This is a genomic window from Desulfitispora alkaliphila (assembly GCF_050433185.1).
GTDB lineage: Bacteria > Bacillota > Desulfitisporia > Desulfitisporales > Desulfitisporaceae > Desulfitispora > Desulfitispora alkaliphila.
Genome location: NZ_JBNPXS010000027.1, coordinates 1 through 19,059 on the forward strand (window position 1 = coordinate 1; position 19,059 = coordinate 19,059).

Below are 19,059 nucleotides of genomic sequence, written 5' to 3' on the forward strand. Positions count from 1 at the left end.
GTGGGTTTTCTTGTTTTGTCACTTGAAAATTTCTCCACATTGGGGTGAAGTCCTTTTTTATGATATTGAAAACCTTATATATCAAGGGTTAATTATTTTGCAAAAGTCTCATATTAGCAATGAGTGTATTGTTGTTATCTTGGCCAACTGTGGCAGATGCACAACCCTTGCAGTTGCCTACGTTAAATATTGGCATTGAAGAAGCAGATGAACCAAGTGAAACAGTTTTAACTCTGCAGATTTTAATGCTGTTAACCATACTTTCGTTGGCACCTGCAATTTTAATAATGATGACTTCTTTTACCAGAATAGTAGTTATCTTGTCCTTTGTGCGAAATGCTTTGGCTACTCAGCAGATGCCACCTAACCAAGTACTAATTGGACTAGCTCTTTTCTTAACGTTTTTTGTTATGATGCCCACATGGAATGAAATAAATACACAGGCTATACAACCTTATATAGCTGGGGAAATCGACCAGACTGAAGCCCTAGAGAGTGGGATGGAGCCATTGAGAACATTTATGTTTGCTCAAACTAGAGATAAAGATTTGGCTCTTTTTATCAATATGAATGATGGAGTACCACCTAGCTCATATGATGATATCCCTAATCACGTATTAATACCAGCTTTTGTTATTAGTGAGTTAAAAACAGCATTCCAAATCGGATTTTTGATTTTCTTGCCATTTTTAGTTATCGATATGGTTGTGGCAAGTACACTTATGTCTATGGGTATGATGATGCTGCCACCTATGATGATTTCATTGCCTTTTAAAATCTTACTTTTTGTCTTAGTAGACGGTTGGCATTTGATTGTGAGATCAATAGTACTAAGTTTTTGAGGTGAATTTATATGAGCCACGAATTAATTATTTTTTTTGGTAGGGAAGCAATGTTTACTACACTGCTTATAGCAGGCCCATTGCTTGCTGGTAGTTTGTTGATAGGACTAGCTGTCAGTGTATTTCAAGCTACAACTCAAATTCAAGAACAGACCTTAGCGTTTATCCCCAAGATTGTAGCTGTATTGGGGGGAGTTGTTGTTTTCGGACCCTGGATGCTTAATGTAATAATAGCTTTTTCTAAAAGTATTTTTATGAATTTGCACTTATACACTTTTATTCGATAGGACGTTTTGATTATGGAGGTTATACAGTACTGGATGGGAGAACTGGAGCAATTCATGTTTATATGGGCTCGAATTGGGGGCATGTTTCTAATTGCTCCGGTTTTTAGCGGTAGAAATATACCGGTTTTGGTTAAGGTGGGGCTCTCTGGCATGATAGCATTTGTGTCAATGTTTGCAATTCCAGCCTTGCCAGTTCCTGACCACATAGCATTATATGCTTTTGGTATTGCGGGAGAGATGCTCATAGGATTTATAATTGGTTTTTTTATTCAAGTATTCTTTTCAGCAATACAATTAGCAGGACAACTAATAGATATGCAAATGGGTTTTTATATTGTCAATGTGATAGATCCAGAGCACGGAATTCAAGTGCCATTAATAGGTCATTTCAAAAATCTACTAGCTTTAGTGATTTTTCTAACTATAGATGGGCATCACCTGCTTCTACAAGCGGTAGTGAATAGTTATAAATTCATACCCCTTGCAGGATTGCGGATTGATGAGAGCTTTGTTTTAGTCATTATCGACTTAATGCGAGGCATGTTTATAACTTCGCTTCAAATTGGTGCACCAATAGTTGGTGCCCTCTTTATATCATCCCTGGCATTGGGAATTGTAGCCAGGACAGTTCCGCAAATGAATGTATTTGTAGTGGGGATGCCCGCAAAAATTGGAGCTGGTTTCCTGATGTTGATAATATCTCTTCCCCTATATGTTTACTTCATGTCAAACTTATTTGGCAACGCCTTTAGTCGATTAGATGGATTTATAAAAATGTTCTAAATGAAAGGGAGAGAAGATTGCTAAAAAAAATTGACCTGCAGTTGTTTTCGCAGGAAAAAACTGAGAAAGCCACCCCTAAAAAAAGACGGGAGTCACGGCGCAAAGGTCAAGTAGCCAGGAGCCAAGAATTAAATTCAGCGGTTGTTTTATTCGGTACTTTCTTAACCTTGAAATTTATAATGCCTTATATGTTTATTCAAATGCAAAACTATACCAATCTTATTTTCAGCGAAATGTACCGAACTGAAGTCAATGCTAACAATTTTTATGTGATGTTTCTAGAGTTGGCAGGATTAAGCATAAAAATGGTAGCACCAGTGATGGCGACAGCCCTTATTTTGGGGATGGCTTGTAGTTATGTGCAAGTAGGTTTTTTGCTCGCAGCAGACCCCTTGAAAATAAAACCTGAACGGTTAAACCCTATTAAGGGATTCAAGCGAATTTTCTCTAAAAGAAGCTTGGTAGAGTTGGCTAAATCGATTTTTAAGATTACTTCAGTAACGCTAATTACTTTTACTACAATTAATGCTCATATAGATATATTACCTGGGTTGTCAGAGATGGAACTGATGGCAGTGTTACAATTTTTGGGGTATTTGATTTTTACAATTGCCTGGAAGGTTGGACTGGTACTATTAATCATTGCAGCAATTGACATTGTGTACCAGAGGTATGAGCACGAAAAATCAATAAAAATGAGTAAGCATGATGTAAAGGAAGAGCATAAACAAACAGAAGGTCACCCTCAGATAAAGAGCAAGTTTAAAGAAAAGCAGCGTCAAATGGCTATGAATAGAATGATGCAGGATGTGCCTAAAGCTGATGTGGTTATTACAAACCCAACGCACATAGCTGTGGCTCTTGAATATAAAGAAGGAATGTTGGCCCCAGTAGTAGTAGCTAAGGGTCAGGATAAAATAGCTGAAAAAATAAAGGAAATAGCAAAAGCAGAAGATGTACCTATAGTGGAGGACAAGCCACTAGCAAGAACATTAAATCAAACGGTAGAAATTGGCGATCCAGTTCCTGCAGATCTATATCAAGCGGTGGCAGAGGTACTGGCCTTTGTTTACAAACTCAACAACGGGACAAGACACTCAAGAGGAGGAAAATAGTAGGTGAGTAATTCAGAAGGCAGATTTAGCAAAATCACAAAATACAGTGACTTATTTGTAATCATTTCCGTAATCGGGATTGTGGTTATGATGATAGTACCACTGCACCCGGATCTTCTGAGTCTTTTATTGGTATTCAATATTTCGTTTGCATTAACAGTATTGATGGTAGCCATGAATACAAAAGAGCCATTGCAGTTTTCTATATTTCCTTCATTGCTATTGTTAACAACACTACTTAGACTTTCACTAAATGTATCATCTACCAGATTGATTTTATTAGAGGCTGATGCGGGGCAAGTAATTGAGCAGTTTGGTCAATTTGTTGTAGGTGGTAACCCTCTGGTGGGATTTGTTATATTTTTAATTTTAGTCATTATACAATTCATAGTTATTACTAAAGGTGCAGAGAGGGTTTCAGAAGTTGCAGCTAGATTTACGCTTGATGCAATGCCGGGAAAACAAATGAGTATTGATGCAGATTTGAATGCTGGTTTAATTACTGATGAGGACGCAAGGCAAAGGCGAAAAGATATTCAGCGAGAAGCAGATTTTTATGGAGCCATGGACGGTGCCAGTAAGTTTGTAAAAGGGGACGCAATAGCTGGGCTGGTAATTACAGTGATCAATATTGGTGCTGGTTTAGCAATCGGTATGCTTCAGCACGACATGACAGCAGGTGAGTCCATGTATAGGTTCACTTTATTAACTGTAGGTGATGGGCTTGTAACTCAAATTCCTGCGCTTTTAATTTCAACTGCAACAGGTATTGTTGTTACTAGAGCTGCTTCTGATGCAAACTTAGGACATGATGTGGTAAGACAGCTGTTTAACAATCCCCAAGCCCTTTTTACGGTTACAGGGGTATTATTACTGTTAGGACTTGTACCTGGGTTGCCAATATTCCCATTTTTCACTTTGGCGTTTATTATTGGGTTTATTGGGTTTAATGTGAGACAAGCCAACTTAAAAACTGAAGAAGAGGAAATAGATACTTCGGAAGAAGAGGAAATAGAAGAGAGTAGAAAGCCGGAAAATGTTATGGACCTATTGCATGTAGACCCAATCGAGTTAGAGTTAGGTTATGGTCTAATTCCCCTTGTGGACACTGAGCAGGGTGGAGACCTTTTGGATAGAGTTGTGATGATTAGAAGGCAGTTTGCCATGGAGATGGGATTACTAGTCCCCCCAATTAGAATGAGAGATAATATGCAACTAAAGCCAAATACATATGTAATAAAAATTAGAGGAGTAGAGATATCAAATGGCGAACTTTTATTAGATAGTTACTTAGCCATGGGCTCAGGCTTAGAAGGCGATAACGTTGACGGAATTGATACTACAGAGCCTGCTTTTGGGCTTCCAGCAAAATGGATTTCAGAAAATGTCCGAGAAGAAGCAGAAATACAAGGGTTTACTGTAGTGGATCCTCCATCAGTGTTGGCAACTCATCTTACAGAAGTAATTCGCAATTATGCATATGAGTTGTTGAGTCGAGAGGATGTTCAATCACTCATAGAACACGTAAAAGAAACCAATCCCACTGTTGTTAATGAGTTGATACCTGATGCAATGACAGTAGGAGAAGTACAAAAAGTACTGGCTAATTTATTGCGAGAAAAAGTTACAATTAGGGATATGAGTACTATTTTAGAGACTCTAGCTGATTATGCTATCAAAACTAAAGATATAGATATACTGACTGAATATACAAGACAGGCAATAGCTAGACATATAGTTCTTCCCCATGTAACTGACGGTGTACTCAATGTTATTACTCTATCACCTGATATTGAGCAGGACTTAAAGAATAATTATCAGCAAACTGAGCAGGGATCATATATTGCGCTAGATCCGGGTAGATCACAAGATATAATGGAGAATCTGGGGCAGCTAATTGAGCAAGCAAACCAACAAGGGCTAACCCCTATCGTTGTCTGTCCACCAATAATTAGGTTTTACTTTAAAAAGATGACTGAAAGGATGTATCCTAACTTAGTTGTTTTATCCTACAACGAATTAGAACTAGATGTAAATATTCAGTCAATCGGGATGGTGACGTAAAATGTTAGTCAAAAAGTACATAGCAGATACTGTTAATGAGGCGATGAAAAAAGTCAAGTATGAAATGGGAGATAGTGCAGTAATATTACACACTAGAAAGGTTAAACCTAGTGGGTTGTTTGCTTTTTTTAAAAAGGAGCAAGTAGAGGTTACTGCAGCTATGGATAATAGAGAAAATGTAGAAGAGAGTGTACAAAAAAAACAGTTTTCTGAAATAAATAAAGAGAAATTGAATATTAAGCCCAAGGTAATAGAAAGAGCGACTGGTACTGATAGCGAAGTATTAAAAATGATGCAAAAAATGATGGATGAGATAGAAACAATCAAAAGTCCTAATAGCTACCCTAAAAGTATTCAAAAAATATACACAGACCTTATTAACAATGATGTTGAACCGAAAATAGCATCTAGAATTACTAGTAGTATTCTGGAGAATACCTCATTTAGTGGAATAAAGGACCAAGAATTACTGGAACGGGAGACTATATCACTGGTGCAAGAGTATTTTCACAAGGTAGAGCCCTTGCAAATAGAGGCACAATCAAAAATTGCTGCTTTCATTGGGCCCACAGGGGTAGGAAAAACTACTACAATAGCTAAACTAGCAGCTCACTTCGCTTTTGTGGAAAAAAAGAGTGTTGGTTTAGTAACTGCAGATACATACAGGATTGCAGCAGTAGAGCAACTAAAAACCTACGGTGAAATAATAGGGATACCTGTTGATGTTGTTTTTACTCCTAAGGAGATGAAAAGTGCAATAGAGAATAACCTTAATAAGGATATTATTTTAATAGATACAGCTGGAAGAAGTCACAATAACCAATTACATATGACTGAGTTGAAAATTTTTTTACCTGAAGGCAAAGATATAGAAATTGAGAATATATTAGTTTTAGCTGCAACAGCTAGAACTAAAGACATCAGGAATATTCTTTCCACTTATTGTGCAGAAGTGAAAATTGATAAACTGATTTTTACTAAACTAGATGAGACTAATACATATGGACCTTTATTAAATGTGATAGCAGATACAAAAATACCTATATCATATGTGACTACGGGTCAAAACGTACCTGACGATATTGAATTAATTGTTCCTTCAAAGCTTGCACAAATGGTGTTAAAGGAGAAGGCCTTATGACAGATCAAGCGCAGAAGTTGAGATTAATGGCATCTAATATCAGTGATAGAGTTAGAGGAAAGATTAATGGTGAACAAAAATTAACGAGAGTAATAGCAATTACTAGTGGCAAGGGTGGAGTAGGAAAAACTAATTTTACAGTAAACTTTGCTTTAGCGATTAAAGAGTTGGGCTTAAATGTGGTAATACTGGATGCAGATATGGGATTAGCCAATGTGGATTTACTCTTAGGAGTGAACGCTAAATTTAATTTGCTCCATGTTATGGCAGGTAGCAAAAGGCTAGAAGAAATAATTGTAACATGTGAAGATGGCATCATGATAATACCTGGGGGGTCAGGTGTACGAGAGCTTGCTGACTTGGGAAGTGAGCAAATAATGGAGTTTATGGAGCAGGTAGAGTACCTAGAAGGGAAATCGGATGTATTACTGATTGATACTGGAGCTGGTATATCCAGCAGTGTTATACACTTTTTATTGGCAGCAGACGAGATTATACTTTTAACCACTCCTGAACCAACGGCTATTGCAGACGCATATGGAGTTGTTAAAACGATAAATAGTATTATGGGTAAAAATAAAAAATGTATTAAGTTAGTTGTTAATAAAGCAGATAACAAGGCTGAAGGGGAGCTAACTAGCAAAAAAATTTGTCGGGCGGCTGATAGCTTTTTAGAATACAAAATAGAACTCCTAGGGACTATTGGATATGACAAATATGTTTCTATGGCGGTTAAAGAACAAATGCCTTTTATGAAAAGGTATCCCAAAGCAAAAGCAACTTCAGAAATTACTGCTATGGCAGAAAGATATTTTTATCCAGAGAAAAACATCAAGAAACAGTCTTCAGGAATAAAGAGCTTTTTTAATAAAGTCACTAGTTTCATAAATGCAAACTAGCTGCAAGGGGGATAGTTGTGCTGTGTTGAAAAAACTAGAAGTAAATAAACTGACTGAAATCGAAGTTGTCACCCCTAATGGCACAAGGGTTTACAAGAGCAGAGTTGAGGAGATAGGTAGTAAGAAAATAACGCTGGCCATGCCGATCCATGAGGGGGTGTTGGTAAGCCTGAGAGTAGGACAACAAGTTAATATTTGTTATTGGGATGAGCACTGTTACTATAAGTTTGATGCTGTAGTAAAAAATAGAGAGGCTGAACCTATTCCCATCTTTACAGTGGAACTACCGGCAGAAAAAAGTATAAACCGGATTCAAAGACGTAATTATGTACGGGTTGATGCTAAAGTGCCAATTGAGTATGGAATAATTCCAAAGGGCGGTGAAGACCTCAATAAAATTGCCTACTATAAAGGAGAGACCATAGACTTAAGTGGTGGAGGCCTTAGATTTTTAACTAAAGTGGGAATTAAGCAGAATGATTTACTACATGTAAACTTGTGGCTTGAAAATATAGCTGAGGCACTTTCAGTTATAGGAAGAGTAGTGCGAGCAAGTCAACTTTCAGGAGAAGATCAAAAAGGCAAGCTGTCCATAAGTGTTGAATTTACAGAGATAGCTGAAATAGAAAGAGACAAGATTGTTAAACATACTTTCGATTGGCAGCGCCAAATGAGAAGAAAAGGTCTCCTATAAGTGACGAGGTGATTAAAGTGGTGAAGATTAAGGTTCTAGTTGTAGATGATTCTGCCTTTATGCGACAAATTATATCAGATATAATAAACAAGGATGATGAGTTAGAGGTTATTGGGATCGCAAGAAATGGGCAGGAGGCAATTGAAAAACTCAAAACTTTGAAACCTGACGTAATAACTTTGGATGTAGAAATGCCTGTTCTTAATGGGTTAATGACTTTAGAAATTATTATGCGCGAGATGCCCACACCAGTTATTATGTTGAGCAGTCTGACTGTATACGGAGCAGACGCAACAGTAGAGGCGCTGGAAAAAGGTGCTGTTGACTTTGTAACTAAGCCAACAGGTGTACAGATATTTAAGGTTAAAGAAGAACTAACTGCTAAACTTAAAGTTGCAGCTAGTACAAAATTACGCAAGTTAAGACCAATAAGCAAAATTAAGCCTGATGTAGAACCAATGATGAATCTGCAGAAGGAGTCAACAGGTTTAAAAAGTATTGTCTTAATAGGCACCTCTACCGGTGGGCCTAAAGCGCTGCAAGAGACGTTACCTTTACTGCCAGAAAACATTCCTGCACCAATCCTAGTAGTGCAACATATGCCCCCAGGATTTACAAAATCTTTGGCAAACAGGCTAAATAAACTTTCTGCCATTGAAGTCAAAGAGGCAGAAGATGGGGAGATAATTCAAAACGGAGTCTGTTATATTGCACCTGGAGATTACCATTTAGTACTAAATGAGCATTCAGAAACGCCTAAAATAAAATTAACTAAAACAAAGCAAGTAAGTGGTCACAGGCCTTCAGTAACTGAAATGATGAATTCAGTTTGTGCCAATTACACTGGACATTTAATAGGTGTCATTCTAACAGGCATGGGTAGTGATGGAACTGATGGGATGACAAAGATTAAAGAAAGACCCAATTCTCACACTATAGCAGAAGATGAAACCACATGTGTAGTATTTGGGATGCCTAAATCTGCAATTAAGGCTGGGTGCGTAGATACGGTTGTTCCTTTAAATAAGATTGCCAGAGAAATTGTAAATCGTATAAGAATTTGAGGGGAGGTTTTATAAATGGATACTACGCAATATGTAGAGATATTTATGGAAGAGGCAAAAGAACATGTTCAATCACTTAACCATAGCTTGTTAGAGTTAGAAAAAAAGCCTGACGAAATAAGTATACTAGGTGAAATATTCAGATCAGCCCACACCTTAAAGGGAATGTCAGCTACAATGGGATTTGAAAAAATGGCTGAACTGACTCACCTTATGGAAAATGTATTGGCAAAATTGCGTTCAGGTGAAGCAAAAGTAACAGAAGCAGTTATGGATACGCTTTTTCAATGTCTAGATGCATTGGAGCAAATGGTTCAAGAGATAGGTGATGGTAATTCAGATAATATCAATATTGAAGAACTACTTAAGGCCTTAAGAGAGCTAGAGCAAAACCAACAAGTAAGCGCAACATCTGAAGCAGTACAAGAAGAGTTAATAGATGCAGGACCTCTTGAGGAACCAAGCGATGTCTTGGATAGTGTAGATGTGGAGTTTAACCACTATGAGAAGAAATTATTGGGTGACGCTAAAGAAAAAGGAATGAATTCATATTTTTTGGAGATTAAAATCAGCCCTAGTTGTTTAATGAAAGTAGCTAGAGCATTTATGGTTTTTAGAAATATAGAAGAAATAGGCGAAATAATAAAATCTAACCCTACTGTTCAGGAAATAGAGGACGAAAAATTTGAAAACTCCTTTACTTTAGTAATAATCACAAAGTACGTAAAAGAAAAGGTTCTTCAGAGCCTCAATACTATTACAGAAGTAACTGTCAGCAGGATGGAAGAATTAAACCTACTAAATGAGCAATCATTACAGAACTATGAGGAAGAAGCAGTAACAGAACAGCAGGAGCAGGTTACAGAAAAAGGCAAAGCAGATACAGAAACATCTAAGAAGACTAAGGCAATTCAGACTGTCAGAGTTGATATTGAACGACTAGATAACTTAATGAATCTAGTTGGTGAACTAGTGATAAACAAGACTCGATTGGAACAAATTTCTCAAACAAATAGCACAACCGAGCTCAATGAGACTATAGAACACATTGACTTGATTACTTCAGATTTACAATCTGTAGTCATGAAAGTTCGAATGGTACCCTTAGAGCATGTATTTAATCGCTTTCCTAGAATGATTAGAGATCTTGCTAAAGATTTGAAGAAAAAAGTTGACTTAACAATTAAGGGAGAGGACACTGAATTAGATCGTACAGTGATAGATGAGATTGGCGACCCCTTAGTTCACCTTTTAAGGAATGCAGTTGATCATGGAATTGAAATGCCAGAGGATAGAATGGCACATGGCAAACCAGAAGAGGCCAGTGTGAGCTTGGAGGCCTGGTATGAAGGTAATAATGTGGTAATTGAGGTTAGAGATGACGGCAAAGGAATAGATAGCAATGTGATTAAGAAAAAAGCTATCGAAAAAGAAATAATAACTGCTCAAGAGGCAGAACAAATGGATGAGAATGCCATTGTCAACCTAATTTTCAACTCAGGGTTTAGTACAGCTAAAGCTGTAACTGATATATCAGGCAGAGGAGTGGGTTTAGATGCGGTTAGAAGTAAAATTGACGCATTAAATGGCTCAGTTGCCTTAGAAACTCAGAAGGATAAAGGAAGTAAGTTTACAATCAAATTGCCATTGACATTGGCCATAATTCAAGCATTATTGGTAGAAGTGGGTACTGAAACCTATGCTATTCCGTTAAGTTCAATTGATGAAACTACATATGTGGCAGATCATAATATCAAGAGAATTCAAAATCGCGAAGTAATGTTACTAAGAGGTAATACTCTTCCCCTCATAAGACTAGATCAAGAGTTGGATACACCTGTAAAGTCTGAAGATAAAGAAGAGTATTATGTAGTAGTGGTGCGTAAAGGGGAAAAGCAAGCAGGACTAATAGTTGATTCCCTGTTAGGACAACAAGACATAGTAATAAAATCCTTAGGAAAACTTCTAAGGGGAACTCAAGGCTTGTCTGGAGCTACAATTTTAGGTAATGGACATGTGGCTTTAATCCTAGATATAGGAACTCTAATTTAGGGAGGGGGACTAAAAGTGACTGATAAGGATGTAACTGACGAATTACAATTAGTGGCCTTCAAGATAGATCATGAAGAATTTGCAGTTGATATTTTACTTGTGCAGGAAATTGAAAAGTTAGCTAATATTACTCGAGTTCCCAGGACAAATGATGCAATTGAAGGTGTAATTAATTTGCGAGGTGAAGTGATACCTGTTATTAACCTGAGAAAACGCATGAATTTGCAGCAGAGAGAACTGCGTGATGAAGATAAAATAGTAATCATTAAAGCTAATGATACCCTAGCTGGAATTATAGTAGATGCTGTATCCGAAGTAGTACGTTTACCTGCCTCTCAAGTGGAAAACACCTTTAAGTTGGACAACTCATTAGAAGAGGAATACATAGAAGGAGTTGGCAAGATAGGGGAGAGATTATTAATTTTAGTCAACTTAGAAAAAATAATTGATCTGGAGTGATATGTATTAATTAAAAGGTGGGAATAAAATGATTAAATTGAGTGAGCTTAACAATCTGCAATTAGATGCACTAAAAGAAGTGGGTAACATCGGAGCAGGCAATGCAGCCACAGCATTATCACAGCTATTGCAAAAGAAAATAGATATGGAAGTTCCTCGAGTTAAGGTTCTTCCATTAGAAGAAATACCGGAAGTTATGGGAGGTTCAGAAATACTGGTAACAGGAGTTTACTTGAAAGTTGAAGGGAAGGCTCCCTGTAACATCCTCTTTATAATGCCTGTAGAAAGTGCTCAGGCACTAACAAATACCCTGTTAGGAAGAAGTGACGACGAGGTAGAATTCGATGAAATGAGTCAATCAGCGCTAATGGAAATTGGGAATATATTAGCAGGATCCTACTTAAACTCATTGGCTTCTTTTACTTTTATGAGTTTCTCACCTTCTGTACCAGCTTTAGCTCAAGATATGGCTGGAGCTATAATAAGTGCTGTAGTATTTGACTTAGGGGAAATAGCTGACCACTGTATTGTTATCGAAACCAAGTTTTTTGAAGGTGAAAGAGATATTAGTGGACACTTTTTTTTATTACCCGAGCCAGATTCATTAGAGTTAATTCTGAATTCGCTTGGGGTGAGTTCTTAAATGGTGCAAGTACACAAAGTAGGAATGGCAGATTTAAAGGTTGCGAAGAAGCCAGATGAACTGATGACCTCTGGGCTTGGGTCGTGTATTGGTATTTGCTTATACGATAAAGTAACAGGGGTAAGTGGGTTGGCTCATATCATGCTCCCCAGCAGTAAAGGGGTTAAGAATGCTGACAACAAGGCAAAATTTGCAGACACGGCAGTTGATGTTTTAATCTCGGAAATGGTAAGGATTGGCGCTAAAAGTAATCGGTTGACGGCAAAAATTGCTGGTGGATCTCAAATGTTTAGCTTTAAGGGATCTTCAGATGTGATGAAGATTGGACTTAGGAATGCAGAAGCTGCCAAAGAAGCTATTGCAAAAGCTAGAATACCTCTTCTTGCAGAGGATTGTGGTGGGAACCACGGCAGAACGATTGTTTTCAAAACAGAAACAGGAGAATTATACATAAGGACTATAAAACAAGGAGAAAAGGTAATTTGAGGAGGGTATACAGTGAAGCATCTACCTATGATTTTCAGCACAGCCTTTTGCTTCACTTTTTTTGTGATTGCTGGCCTAGGGATATTTAGTGGTTCTAGTTTTATAACTGCACTACAAAGGGCTATAATAGCTTCAACCATAATGCTAGCTGTAATTGGTTTTTTGACGTTAGTAGTAAAAAATACTGGAAACTTAGTACGCACTGATAAAAAAATTAGTTCTGCTCACTCAGATAATATTAATAGGCAAATTGATAAAGATATAAAAGATAATTTTCATAGCAACAAAGAAAGAGCTGAAGCTATGGAGAAAAAAATGAGAGGCCAAGAATAGCTAGAGGTGGTGAAGTTGGTTGGGTTCAAGTAGCTTCCCAGAAAGTGAAAAATTATGGCATGAATACAAAGTAGAGAATAAGTTAGAAGCAAGGGATAAACTAATAGTTAACTACATGTCAATTGTTCAGCAAATTTTGTCCCGAGTACTGGCTAGTTTACCAGCTAATGTTGATCGTGATGAACTCAATAGCTATGGGATAATGGGTTTAATAGATGCTGTTGAAAAGTATAATCATACCTTAGGGTATAAATTTGAGACCTACGCATACCCCAGAATAAAGGGCGCAATAATTGATGGGCTAAGGGCATTAGACTGGGTGCCCACTAGTGTGCGCAAGAAGAGCAAGGAATTACAAAAGGCTATAGGTCAATTAGAACAAGAACTGGGTAGAAGTGCTGATGAAGAAGAAATATCTGAGCATTTAAATATATCCATAACTGAACTAAACAAAATAGTGCTAGAAGCTACTCCCATGACGTTAATGTCAATTGATCCCATGGTAGAGCAAGAAGGAAAAGAGAATCTTATAAATAGTCTAGAAGATACTGATAACAAAAAACCTGAAGAAATACTGGAGCAAATGGGCTTACAAGAAATCCTGGCTGATGCAATAGAAAAACTACCAGAAAAAGAAAAAATGGTTGTGGCCCTATATTACTACGAAGGGTTTAACTTGCGAGAAATAAGTAAAGTAATGAACTTATCAGAGTCTAGAATCTCACAACTACATACTAAAGCTGTTTTCAGATTGCGGGGGAGATTGGGAAGGATAAAAAACAAGTTGTTCTAGGATGATATCGTGCCTTAAAGGCTATAGGTAGGTCGATAAGGGGAGACTCTAGTATTTAAGTGAGGAGGCATAAAAATGTCTTTAAAATCTCTTGATATGCAGGTCTTGCTTCCTAAATCTCAGGAAGTAGCTAACCGCCAACAAAGTGAGCGACAAGCGGTACCTAATCAGCAACATAATATGGCAGCTGAGACTGAAAAGAAACGGCTTGAGAAAAAAAATAGAGCTGAGAAAAATGAAAGAATTAGTGAGAAAAAAGTTAAAGGTAGAGAAGAACCTAATTCTAGAGGAAAGAATAAAAAAAAGGGCCAACAGGGAAGCGGTAAAAAGGGAGAAAATGTAGATCTTACAGTCTGAGAAAAGGTTGTGAAGTTTATGGAAGTATTACTTTTGATGCTGGGAATAACCATAGTTGCCTTAGTTATCTTTTACGACTATAAAGTAGAGGAAAAAATAAAACAAGAAAGAGAAAGTCTAGATAAGCTGTTATTTGAATCTACTATGGTAAGGAAAGAGTTGGTAGGATTATTAAATCAAATAAATGTAGCATCTAGTAATCTTGTAAATACTAGGTTGGCAGTAGAAAGCTATGAGAACGAAGAACAAAATCTTAAGGATGATTTTAGCCCAGCGAAAGAAAAGGCAGAAAAACCAGTAGAAACTATAGAAGCAGTAGAAACAGTGGAGACGATTAAAGAAGTTGTTGCTCAAAAGTACAGAAGCGGTTATAGTATTGAACAAATCTCTAAGGAACTCAATTTAGGAAAGGGAGAAGTAGAGCTGTATATTAAGTTTTGGCAAAAGGAGAGAAACATTCAATGATATCCCATTTGATAGATAGAAGAATGATGTTAGGGTTGGGAATAGGGCTTATTATTAGCGCCCTAGTTTTTTTATTGTTTTCATCTCCCCAAAAAGAGCAATTAAGTGAAGAAGAAATAATTCTAAGAGCGGAAACGATGGGAATGGTTTCTCAAGAAAAGTATAGAGAAGCATTAGAGGAAGTTGAACGAGAGGACAAGTCTAAAGATAAAGAACTCGTAGAAATACAGATACCTAATGGAACGAGCACTGGCAATATAGCAACCATACTAAAAGCTAATAATGTTATTGAAAATGAAGTAAATTTTGTTGAAATGGTATATTTGTTAGACCTACAGTACAAATTAATTGCTGGTACCTATGTACTGCCTCAAGAAGCCGATAGTGCTGAAATAATATTAGCATTAACTGGGAATAAAGAATAATAAATAAGGAAATAATAAAATTTAGATATATTTAGTTGCACTTTGTAAAAGCTTTTGGTATAATTTTTAATGGTGTTTAAATACACACACGCTGTTAGATACAATGCTTGGTCCAATCCACGGGTTGGTGCATTGCTCTATGAAACAGTGTGGAGGCAAAAACCTGAAAGGAGGAAATGAAATGGGAGTAATTTCTATGAAACAATTGTTGGAGGCAGGTGTACATTTCGGACACCAAACTAGAAGATGGAACCCTAAAATGGCTCCATACATTTTCACTGAAAGAAATGGTATTTACATTATTGACCTTCAAAAAACAGTGAAAAAGGTCGAGGAGGCTTACAATGTAATCCGAGACTTGGTGGCTGAAGGGGGTACAGTTCTTTTTGTGGGAACTAAGAAGCAAGCCCAGGAGTCTGTAAAGAGTGAAGCTGAGAGATGCGGGATGTACTTTGTAAACGAAAGATGGTTGGGTGGAATGTTGACCAACTTTAAAACTATTCGTTTGCGTATCAACAGACTTCACGAGTTAGAAAAGATGGAAGAAGAGGGCGTTTTTGATGTTCTTCCTAAAAAGGAAGTGTCAAAGCTTCGAGGTGAGAAAGAGAAGCTTGATAGGTTCTTAGGTGGAATTAAAGAAATGACTAAGCTTCCTGATGCTTTATTCATAATAGATCCTCGTAAAGAGCGAATTGCGGTAGCAGAAGCTAAAAAGCTTAACATACCAATTATTTCGATTGTAGATACTAACTGCGATCCAGATGAGATTGATTATGTAATACCTGGTAATGATGATGCAATTAGAGCAGTGAAACTGTTGACTGCAAAGATGGCTGATGCTGTAATTGAAGCAAACCAGGGACAAGCTGAAGAAGTTGAAGAAGTTGCTGAATAAATAAAAAGCTAAGGGGGTAGCCGAAAAGGGGAGATACGGACCCCTATCAGGCTACCCTTTTTTAATACAAATTACAAAATATAGAGGAGGAGAGTATAGTGGCCATTACAGCAGGTATGGTTAAAGAGTTAAGAGAAAAAACAGGTGCTGGTATGATGGATTGTAAAAAAGCCTTAGTTGAAACTGATGGAAATATGGATAAGGCTGTTGATTACTTAAGAGAAAAGGGACTGTCAGCTGCAGCTAAAAAGGCAGATAGAGTGGCAGCAGAGGGTCTAGTAGAAGCATACATACATGGTGATGGACGAATAGGAGTTTTGCTAGAAATCAACTGTGAAACTGACTTCGTTGCAAAAACAGATAATTTTAAAGACCTAGCAAGAGATATTGCTATGCAAATTGCTGCTGCAAAGCCTTCTTATGTTTCAAGAGAAGAAGTATCAGAAGATGAAATCAACAAGGAAAAAGAAATTTTAAGAAAGCAAGCACTTAATGAAGGAAAACCTGAAAAAATAGTGGACAAGATGGTTGAAGGACGTATTGACAAGTACTTCAAAGAAATATGTCTACTTGAGCAACCATTCATTAAGGATTCTGACAAGACTGTTCAGCAGATAGTAACAGAAAAAATAGCTACAATTGGTGAAAATATCTCTATTCGAAGATTTGCCAGATATGAGTTGGGTGAGGGAATTGAGAAGAAGCAAGAAAACTTTGCTGAAGAGGTAATGGCAGAGGTTAATAAATAATTGTTTGGAGATACTTTAATTTAAGAGAGCATCTATTAAGATGTTCTCTTTTTTTAAAAAAAAGTACTCTAAAAAAAGGATTTTAAGCTGCCATGTAGAAAAATACTCTTGGTAAGACTGGAGGTAACTGGGTAAATGAGTGAAGCTAAATTTAATCGAATTATCCTCAAACTAAGTGGTGAAGCACTAGCTGGAGAACAGGGTTTTGGTATTAACCAAGATATTATAAACAATATTGCAAAGCAAGTAAAAGATGTACATAAAATTGGAGTGCAAGTGGCAATAGTAGTGGGTGGAGGAAACATTTGGCGGGGGATAGCTGGTAGTGCCAAGGGAATGGATAGAGCAACCGCCGATTACATGGGGATGTTAGCTACTGTAATGAATGCCTTAGCCCTACAAGATGCACTAGAAGAACAGGAAGTAGACACTAGGGTTCAAACAGCTATCGAAATGAGACAGGTTGCAGAGCCATACATAAGAAGAAAAGCAATCAGACACTTAGAAAAAAATAGAGTTGTAATTTTTGCTTCAGGAACAGGTAATCCTTATTTCTCAACAGACACAGCGTCTGCGTTGAGAGCAGCTGAAATAGAAGCAGATGTTATTTTAATGGCAAAGAAAGTAGATGGAGTTTTTGACTCAGATCCAGTTAAAAATCCTGATGCCGTTATGTACAAAGAATTGAGTTATTTAGATGTACTGAACAAAGGTTTAGGTGTCATGGATTCCACAGCTGCATCGCTTTGTATGGATAATAACATACCAATAATTGTTTTCAATTTAGAGCAAAATGGAAATATTTTTAGAGCTTGTATAGGAGAAAAAATAGGTACTATTGTTGGGAGTGATGAATAAGATGCTTAATGAAGTTTTTGCTGATCAAGAGACTAAAATGAATAAAGCTATTGAAGCATTGAAAAAGGAATACGCTACACTGCGTACTGGTCGAGCAAATCCGAGTCTATTGGATAAAGTTACAGTGGACTATTATGGTACTCCTACTCCAATCAATCAAATGGCCAATGTGTCAGCGCCAGAGGCTAGATTGTTAGTAATCCAGCCTTGGGATAAATCAACTGTGCCAGAAATTGAAAAAGCAATTTCAAAATCGGATTTAAACCTGACCCCTAGTAGCGATGGAACTGTAATTAGAATTGCTATTCCTCAGTTGACAGAAGAGAGAAGAAAAGAGTTAGTTAAAGTTGTAAAGAAAAAAGCTGAAGATGCAAAAGTTGCAATTAGAAACATCCGCCGTGATGCAAATGAAGAGACAAAAATGCTAGAAAAAGAAGGGGAAATATCCGAAGACGAACAGCGGAGAGCACAAGATAAGGTGCAAGAAATTACCGATAAGTTTATAAAGCAAATTGATGATATTGCTGCTACTAAAGAAAAAGATATCATGGAGGTTTAGCTTTTGCTAGATGTGATGGGTTTTGAATTAGAAGACGGATTAAAAGTAGCTAAGAAATACGGTTATAAAGTTGAATTTGAAGAGATAAAACCCATAAAACGGAACTCTGATTGTGTTAATTCGCATCCAAAAAAACGAGTTATTCGACAGGTTATTGATGGCAATACTGTAATACTTACTATTGCGAATGACATAGGAAGAGAGGTATGAAGGAAACCTATCCCGTAGGAGCAATTATTGAGTATTAATACATAAAACCCCCTGCTTAAGGGGGTTTGTTTAATAAGGGGAGGGTAACTCCATGTTAAAAAAGAGTTTAGAAAAGATACTATTTTGGAAATCCAATGGAAATAATACACCATTAAAAACAGCTCAAGATCTGAACCCAAATATCCCCAGACATATAGCCATTATTATGGATGGAAATGGAAGGTGGGCAAAAAAGAGAGGTTTACCAAGAACTGCCGGTCACCGAGCAGGGGTAAAATCACTGAAAAGCATAGTTAAATTATGTAGTAAACTAAAGGTTGAAGTACTGACGGTGTACGCCTTTTCAACTGAAAACTGGAAGCGTCCCCAAGAGGAAGTTGAAGTATTGATGAACTTGCTCACTGAATATATAAGCAGTGAACTCGAAGCTCTAAGTGAGAATAACGTCCGTGTGAGAACTATTGGTGAAATTGAAAGATTGCCTTTAGAAGCTCAAAAATCCATAATAAAAGCAAAGGCCAAGACTACAGAAAATACAGGAATGATTTTTAATATAGCATTAAATTATGGTGGTCGAAATGAAATTTTGAAAGCCGTTCAAGAAATTGCTCAAGATGCAATAGACCAGAAGTTAAAGGTTGAGGAAATAGAGAAAGAAGTTTTGGAGAACTATCTTTATACCAAAGGCCTCCCGGATCCTGATTTACTCATTAGACCTTCAGGCGAGCAGCGTATTAGTAATTATTTATTATGGCAACTGGCTTATACAGAATTTTGGTTTACGGACACATTGTGGCCAGATTTTGATGAAAGCGAGTTAATTAAAGCAATTGAGGCATATCAGAAAAGGGAGCGCAGGTTTGGAGGATTAAAAATTTAAGGGGCT

24 protein-coding genes are annotated in these 19,059 nt (G+C 37.1%); all 24 read left to right on the top strand.

Annotated elements, in window-relative coordinates; genetic code table 11:
- The first annotated feature begins 119 nt into the window (after nucleotides 1-119).
- The 24 genes from fliP to uppS all read left to right on the top strand — a co-directional run bounded on the left by fliP (nucleotide 120) and on the right by uppS (nucleotide 19,053).
- Nucleotides 120-842 (top strand): flagellar type III secretion system pore protein FliP, encoded by a 723-nt coding sequence (gene fliP, locus GGQ84_RS10270; protein WP_429162324.1) that lies wholly within the window; start codon nucleotides 120-122, stop codon nucleotides 840-842.
- Between the two features lie 11 nt (nucleotides 843-853).
- Nucleotides 854-1,129 carry a flagellar biosynthesis protein FliQ gene (fliQ, locus tag GGQ84_RS10275; RefSeq protein WP_429162326.1) on the top strand — a complete coding sequence of 92 codons (276 nt, stop codon included), beginning with the start codon at nucleotides 854-856 and terminating at the stop codon, nucleotides 1,127-1,129.
- A 12-nt stretch (nucleotides 1,130-1,141) separates the two neighbouring features.
- The gene (fliR, locus tag GGQ84_RS10280; protein WP_429162328.1) at nucleotides 1,142-1,912 is read left to right on the top strand and encodes a flagellar biosynthetic protein FliR; all 771 of its coding nucleotides are present in this window, start codon (nucleotides 1,142-1,144) and stop codon (nucleotides 1,910-1,912) included.
- Between the two features lie 17 nt (nucleotides 1,913-1,929).
- Nucleotides 1,930-3,027 (top strand): flagellar biosynthesis protein FlhB, encoded by a 1,098-nt coding sequence (gene flhB, locus GGQ84_RS10285; protein ID WP_429162330.1) that lies wholly within the window; start codon nucleotides 1,930-1,932, stop codon nucleotides 3,025-3,027.
- 3 nt (nucleotides 3,028-3,030) lie between these two features.
- Complete coding sequence (flhA, locus tag GGQ84_RS10290; protein ID WP_429162331.1) at nucleotides 3,031-5,091, top strand: flagellar biosynthesis protein FlhA; 2,061 nt, start codon at nucleotides 3,031-3,033, stop codon at nucleotides 5,089-5,091.
- Between the two features lies 1 nt (nucleotide 5,092).
- Entirely contained in the window at nucleotides 5,093-6,232 is a 1,140-nt protein-coding gene (gene flhF / locus GGQ84_RS10295) for a flagellar biosynthesis GTPase FlhF (protein ID WP_429162333.1), read from the top strand.
- On the top strand, nucleotides 6,229-7,131 hold the full coding sequence (locus GGQ84_RS10300) for a MinD/ParA family protein (protein WP_429162335.1): 903 nt from the start codon (nucleotides 6,229-6,231) through the stop codon (nucleotides 7,129-7,131). Before flhF ends, GGQ84_RS10300 begins: the two co-directional genes overlap by 4 nt.
- A 22-nt stretch (nucleotides 7,132-7,153) precedes the next feature.
- Nucleotides 7,154-7,825 carry a flagellar brake protein gene (locus GGQ84_RS10305; RefSeq protein WP_429162337.1) on the top strand — a complete coding sequence of 224 codons (672 nt, stop codon included), beginning with the start codon at nucleotides 7,154-7,156 and terminating at the stop codon, nucleotides 7,823-7,825.
- Between the two features lie 17 nt (nucleotides 7,826-7,842).
- Nucleotides 7,843-8,889: a protein-glutamate methylesterase/protein-glutamine glutaminase gene (locus tag GGQ84_RS10310; protein ID WP_429162339.1), complete on the top strand. Its 1,047-nt coding sequence runs from the start codon at nucleotides 7,843-7,845 to the stop codon at nucleotides 8,887-8,889.
- A 15-nt stretch (nucleotides 8,890-8,904) separates the two neighbouring features.
- Nucleotides 8,905-10,941 (top strand): chemotaxis protein CheW, encoded by a 2,037-nt coding sequence (locus GGQ84_RS10315; RefSeq protein ID WP_429162340.1) that lies wholly within the window; start codon nucleotides 8,905-8,907, stop codon nucleotides 10,939-10,941.
- Between the two features lie 15 nt (nucleotides 10,942-10,956).
- Complete coding sequence (locus tag GGQ84_RS10320) at nucleotides 10,957-11,400, top strand: chemotaxis protein CheW (RefSeq protein ID WP_429162342.1); 444 nt, start codon at nucleotides 10,957-10,959, stop codon at nucleotides 11,398-11,400.
- Between the two features lie 28 nt (nucleotides 11,401-11,428).
- Nucleotides 11,429-12,043: a chemotaxis protein CheC gene (locus tag GGQ84_RS10325; protein WP_429162344.1), complete on the top strand. Its 615-nt coding sequence runs from the start codon at nucleotides 11,429-11,431 to the stop codon at nucleotides 12,041-12,043.
- Nucleotides 12,044-12,529, top strand: a complete 486-nt coding sequence (locus tag GGQ84_RS10330) for a chemotaxis protein CheD (RefSeq protein ID WP_429162346.1) — start codon at nucleotides 12,044-12,046, stop codon at nucleotides 12,527-12,529.
- Nucleotides 12,530-12,541: 12 nt separating this feature from the next.
- Complete coding sequence (locus GGQ84_RS10335) at nucleotides 12,542-12,862, top strand: hypothetical protein (protein ID WP_429162348.1); 321 nt, start codon at nucleotides 12,542-12,544, stop codon at nucleotides 12,860-12,862.
- Nucleotides 12,863-12,881: 19 nt separating this feature from the next.
- Complete coding sequence (locus tag GGQ84_RS10340) at nucleotides 12,882-13,655, top strand: sigma-70 family RNA polymerase sigma factor (RefSeq protein WP_429162350.1); 774 nt, start codon at nucleotides 12,882-12,884, stop codon at nucleotides 13,653-13,655.
- A gap of 75 nt (nucleotides 13,656-13,730) precedes the next feature.
- Nucleotides 13,731-14,012 (top strand): hypothetical protein, encoded by a 282-nt coding sequence (locus tag GGQ84_RS10345; RefSeq protein ID WP_429162352.1) that lies wholly within the window; start codon nucleotides 13,731-13,733, stop codon nucleotides 14,010-14,012.
- A gap of 9 nt (nucleotides 14,013-14,021) precedes the next feature.
- Complete coding sequence (locus GGQ84_RS10350; RefSeq protein ID WP_488168090.1) at nucleotides 14,022-14,477, top strand: hypothetical protein; 456 nt, start codon at nucleotides 14,022-14,024, stop codon at nucleotides 14,475-14,477.
- Nucleotides 14,474-14,902, top strand: a complete 429-nt coding sequence (locus tag GGQ84_RS10355) for a hypothetical protein (RefSeq protein WP_429162354.1) — start codon at nucleotides 14,474-14,476, stop codon at nucleotides 14,900-14,902. Before GGQ84_RS10350 ends, GGQ84_RS10355 begins: the two co-directional genes overlap by 4 nt.
- 181 nt (nucleotides 14,903-15,083) lie before the next feature.
- On the top strand, nucleotides 15,084-15,797 hold the full coding sequence (gene rpsB, locus GGQ84_RS10360) for a 30S ribosomal protein S2 (protein ID WP_429162356.1): 714 nt from the start codon (nucleotides 15,084-15,086) through the stop codon (nucleotides 15,795-15,797).
- Between the two features lie 98 nt (nucleotides 15,798-15,895).
- Nucleotides 15,896-16,546, top strand: a complete 651-nt coding sequence (tsf, locus tag GGQ84_RS10365) for a translation elongation factor Ts (protein ID WP_429162358.1) — start codon at nucleotides 15,896-15,898, stop codon at nucleotides 16,544-16,546.
- 135 nt (nucleotides 16,547-16,681) lie between these two features.
- Nucleotides 16,682-17,404 carry a UMP kinase gene (pyrH, locus tag GGQ84_RS10370; protein ID WP_429162360.1) on the top strand — a complete coding sequence of 241 codons (723 nt, stop codon included), beginning with the start codon at nucleotides 16,682-16,684 and terminating at the stop codon, nucleotides 17,402-17,404.
- Between the two features lies 1 nt (nucleotide 17,405).
- A complete protein-coding gene (gene frr, locus GGQ84_RS10375) occupies nucleotides 17,406-17,963 on the top strand; it encodes a ribosome recycling factor (RefSeq protein ID WP_429162362.1) in 558 nt (185 codons plus the stop codon).
- Nucleotides 17,964-17,966: 3 nt separating this feature from the next.
- Nucleotides 17,967-18,173: a hypothetical protein gene (locus GGQ84_RS10380; RefSeq protein ID WP_429162364.1), complete on the top strand. Its 207-nt coding sequence runs from the start codon at nucleotides 17,967-17,969 to the stop codon at nucleotides 18,171-18,173.
- 115 nt (nucleotides 18,174-18,288) lie between these two features.
- Nucleotides 18,289-19,053 (top strand): undecaprenyl pyrophosphate synthase, encoded by a 765-nt coding sequence (gene uppS, locus GGQ84_RS10385; protein WP_429162404.1) that lies wholly within the window; start codon nucleotides 18,289-18,291, stop codon nucleotides 19,051-19,053.
- Nucleotides 19,054-19,059 lie beyond the last annotated feature (6 nt).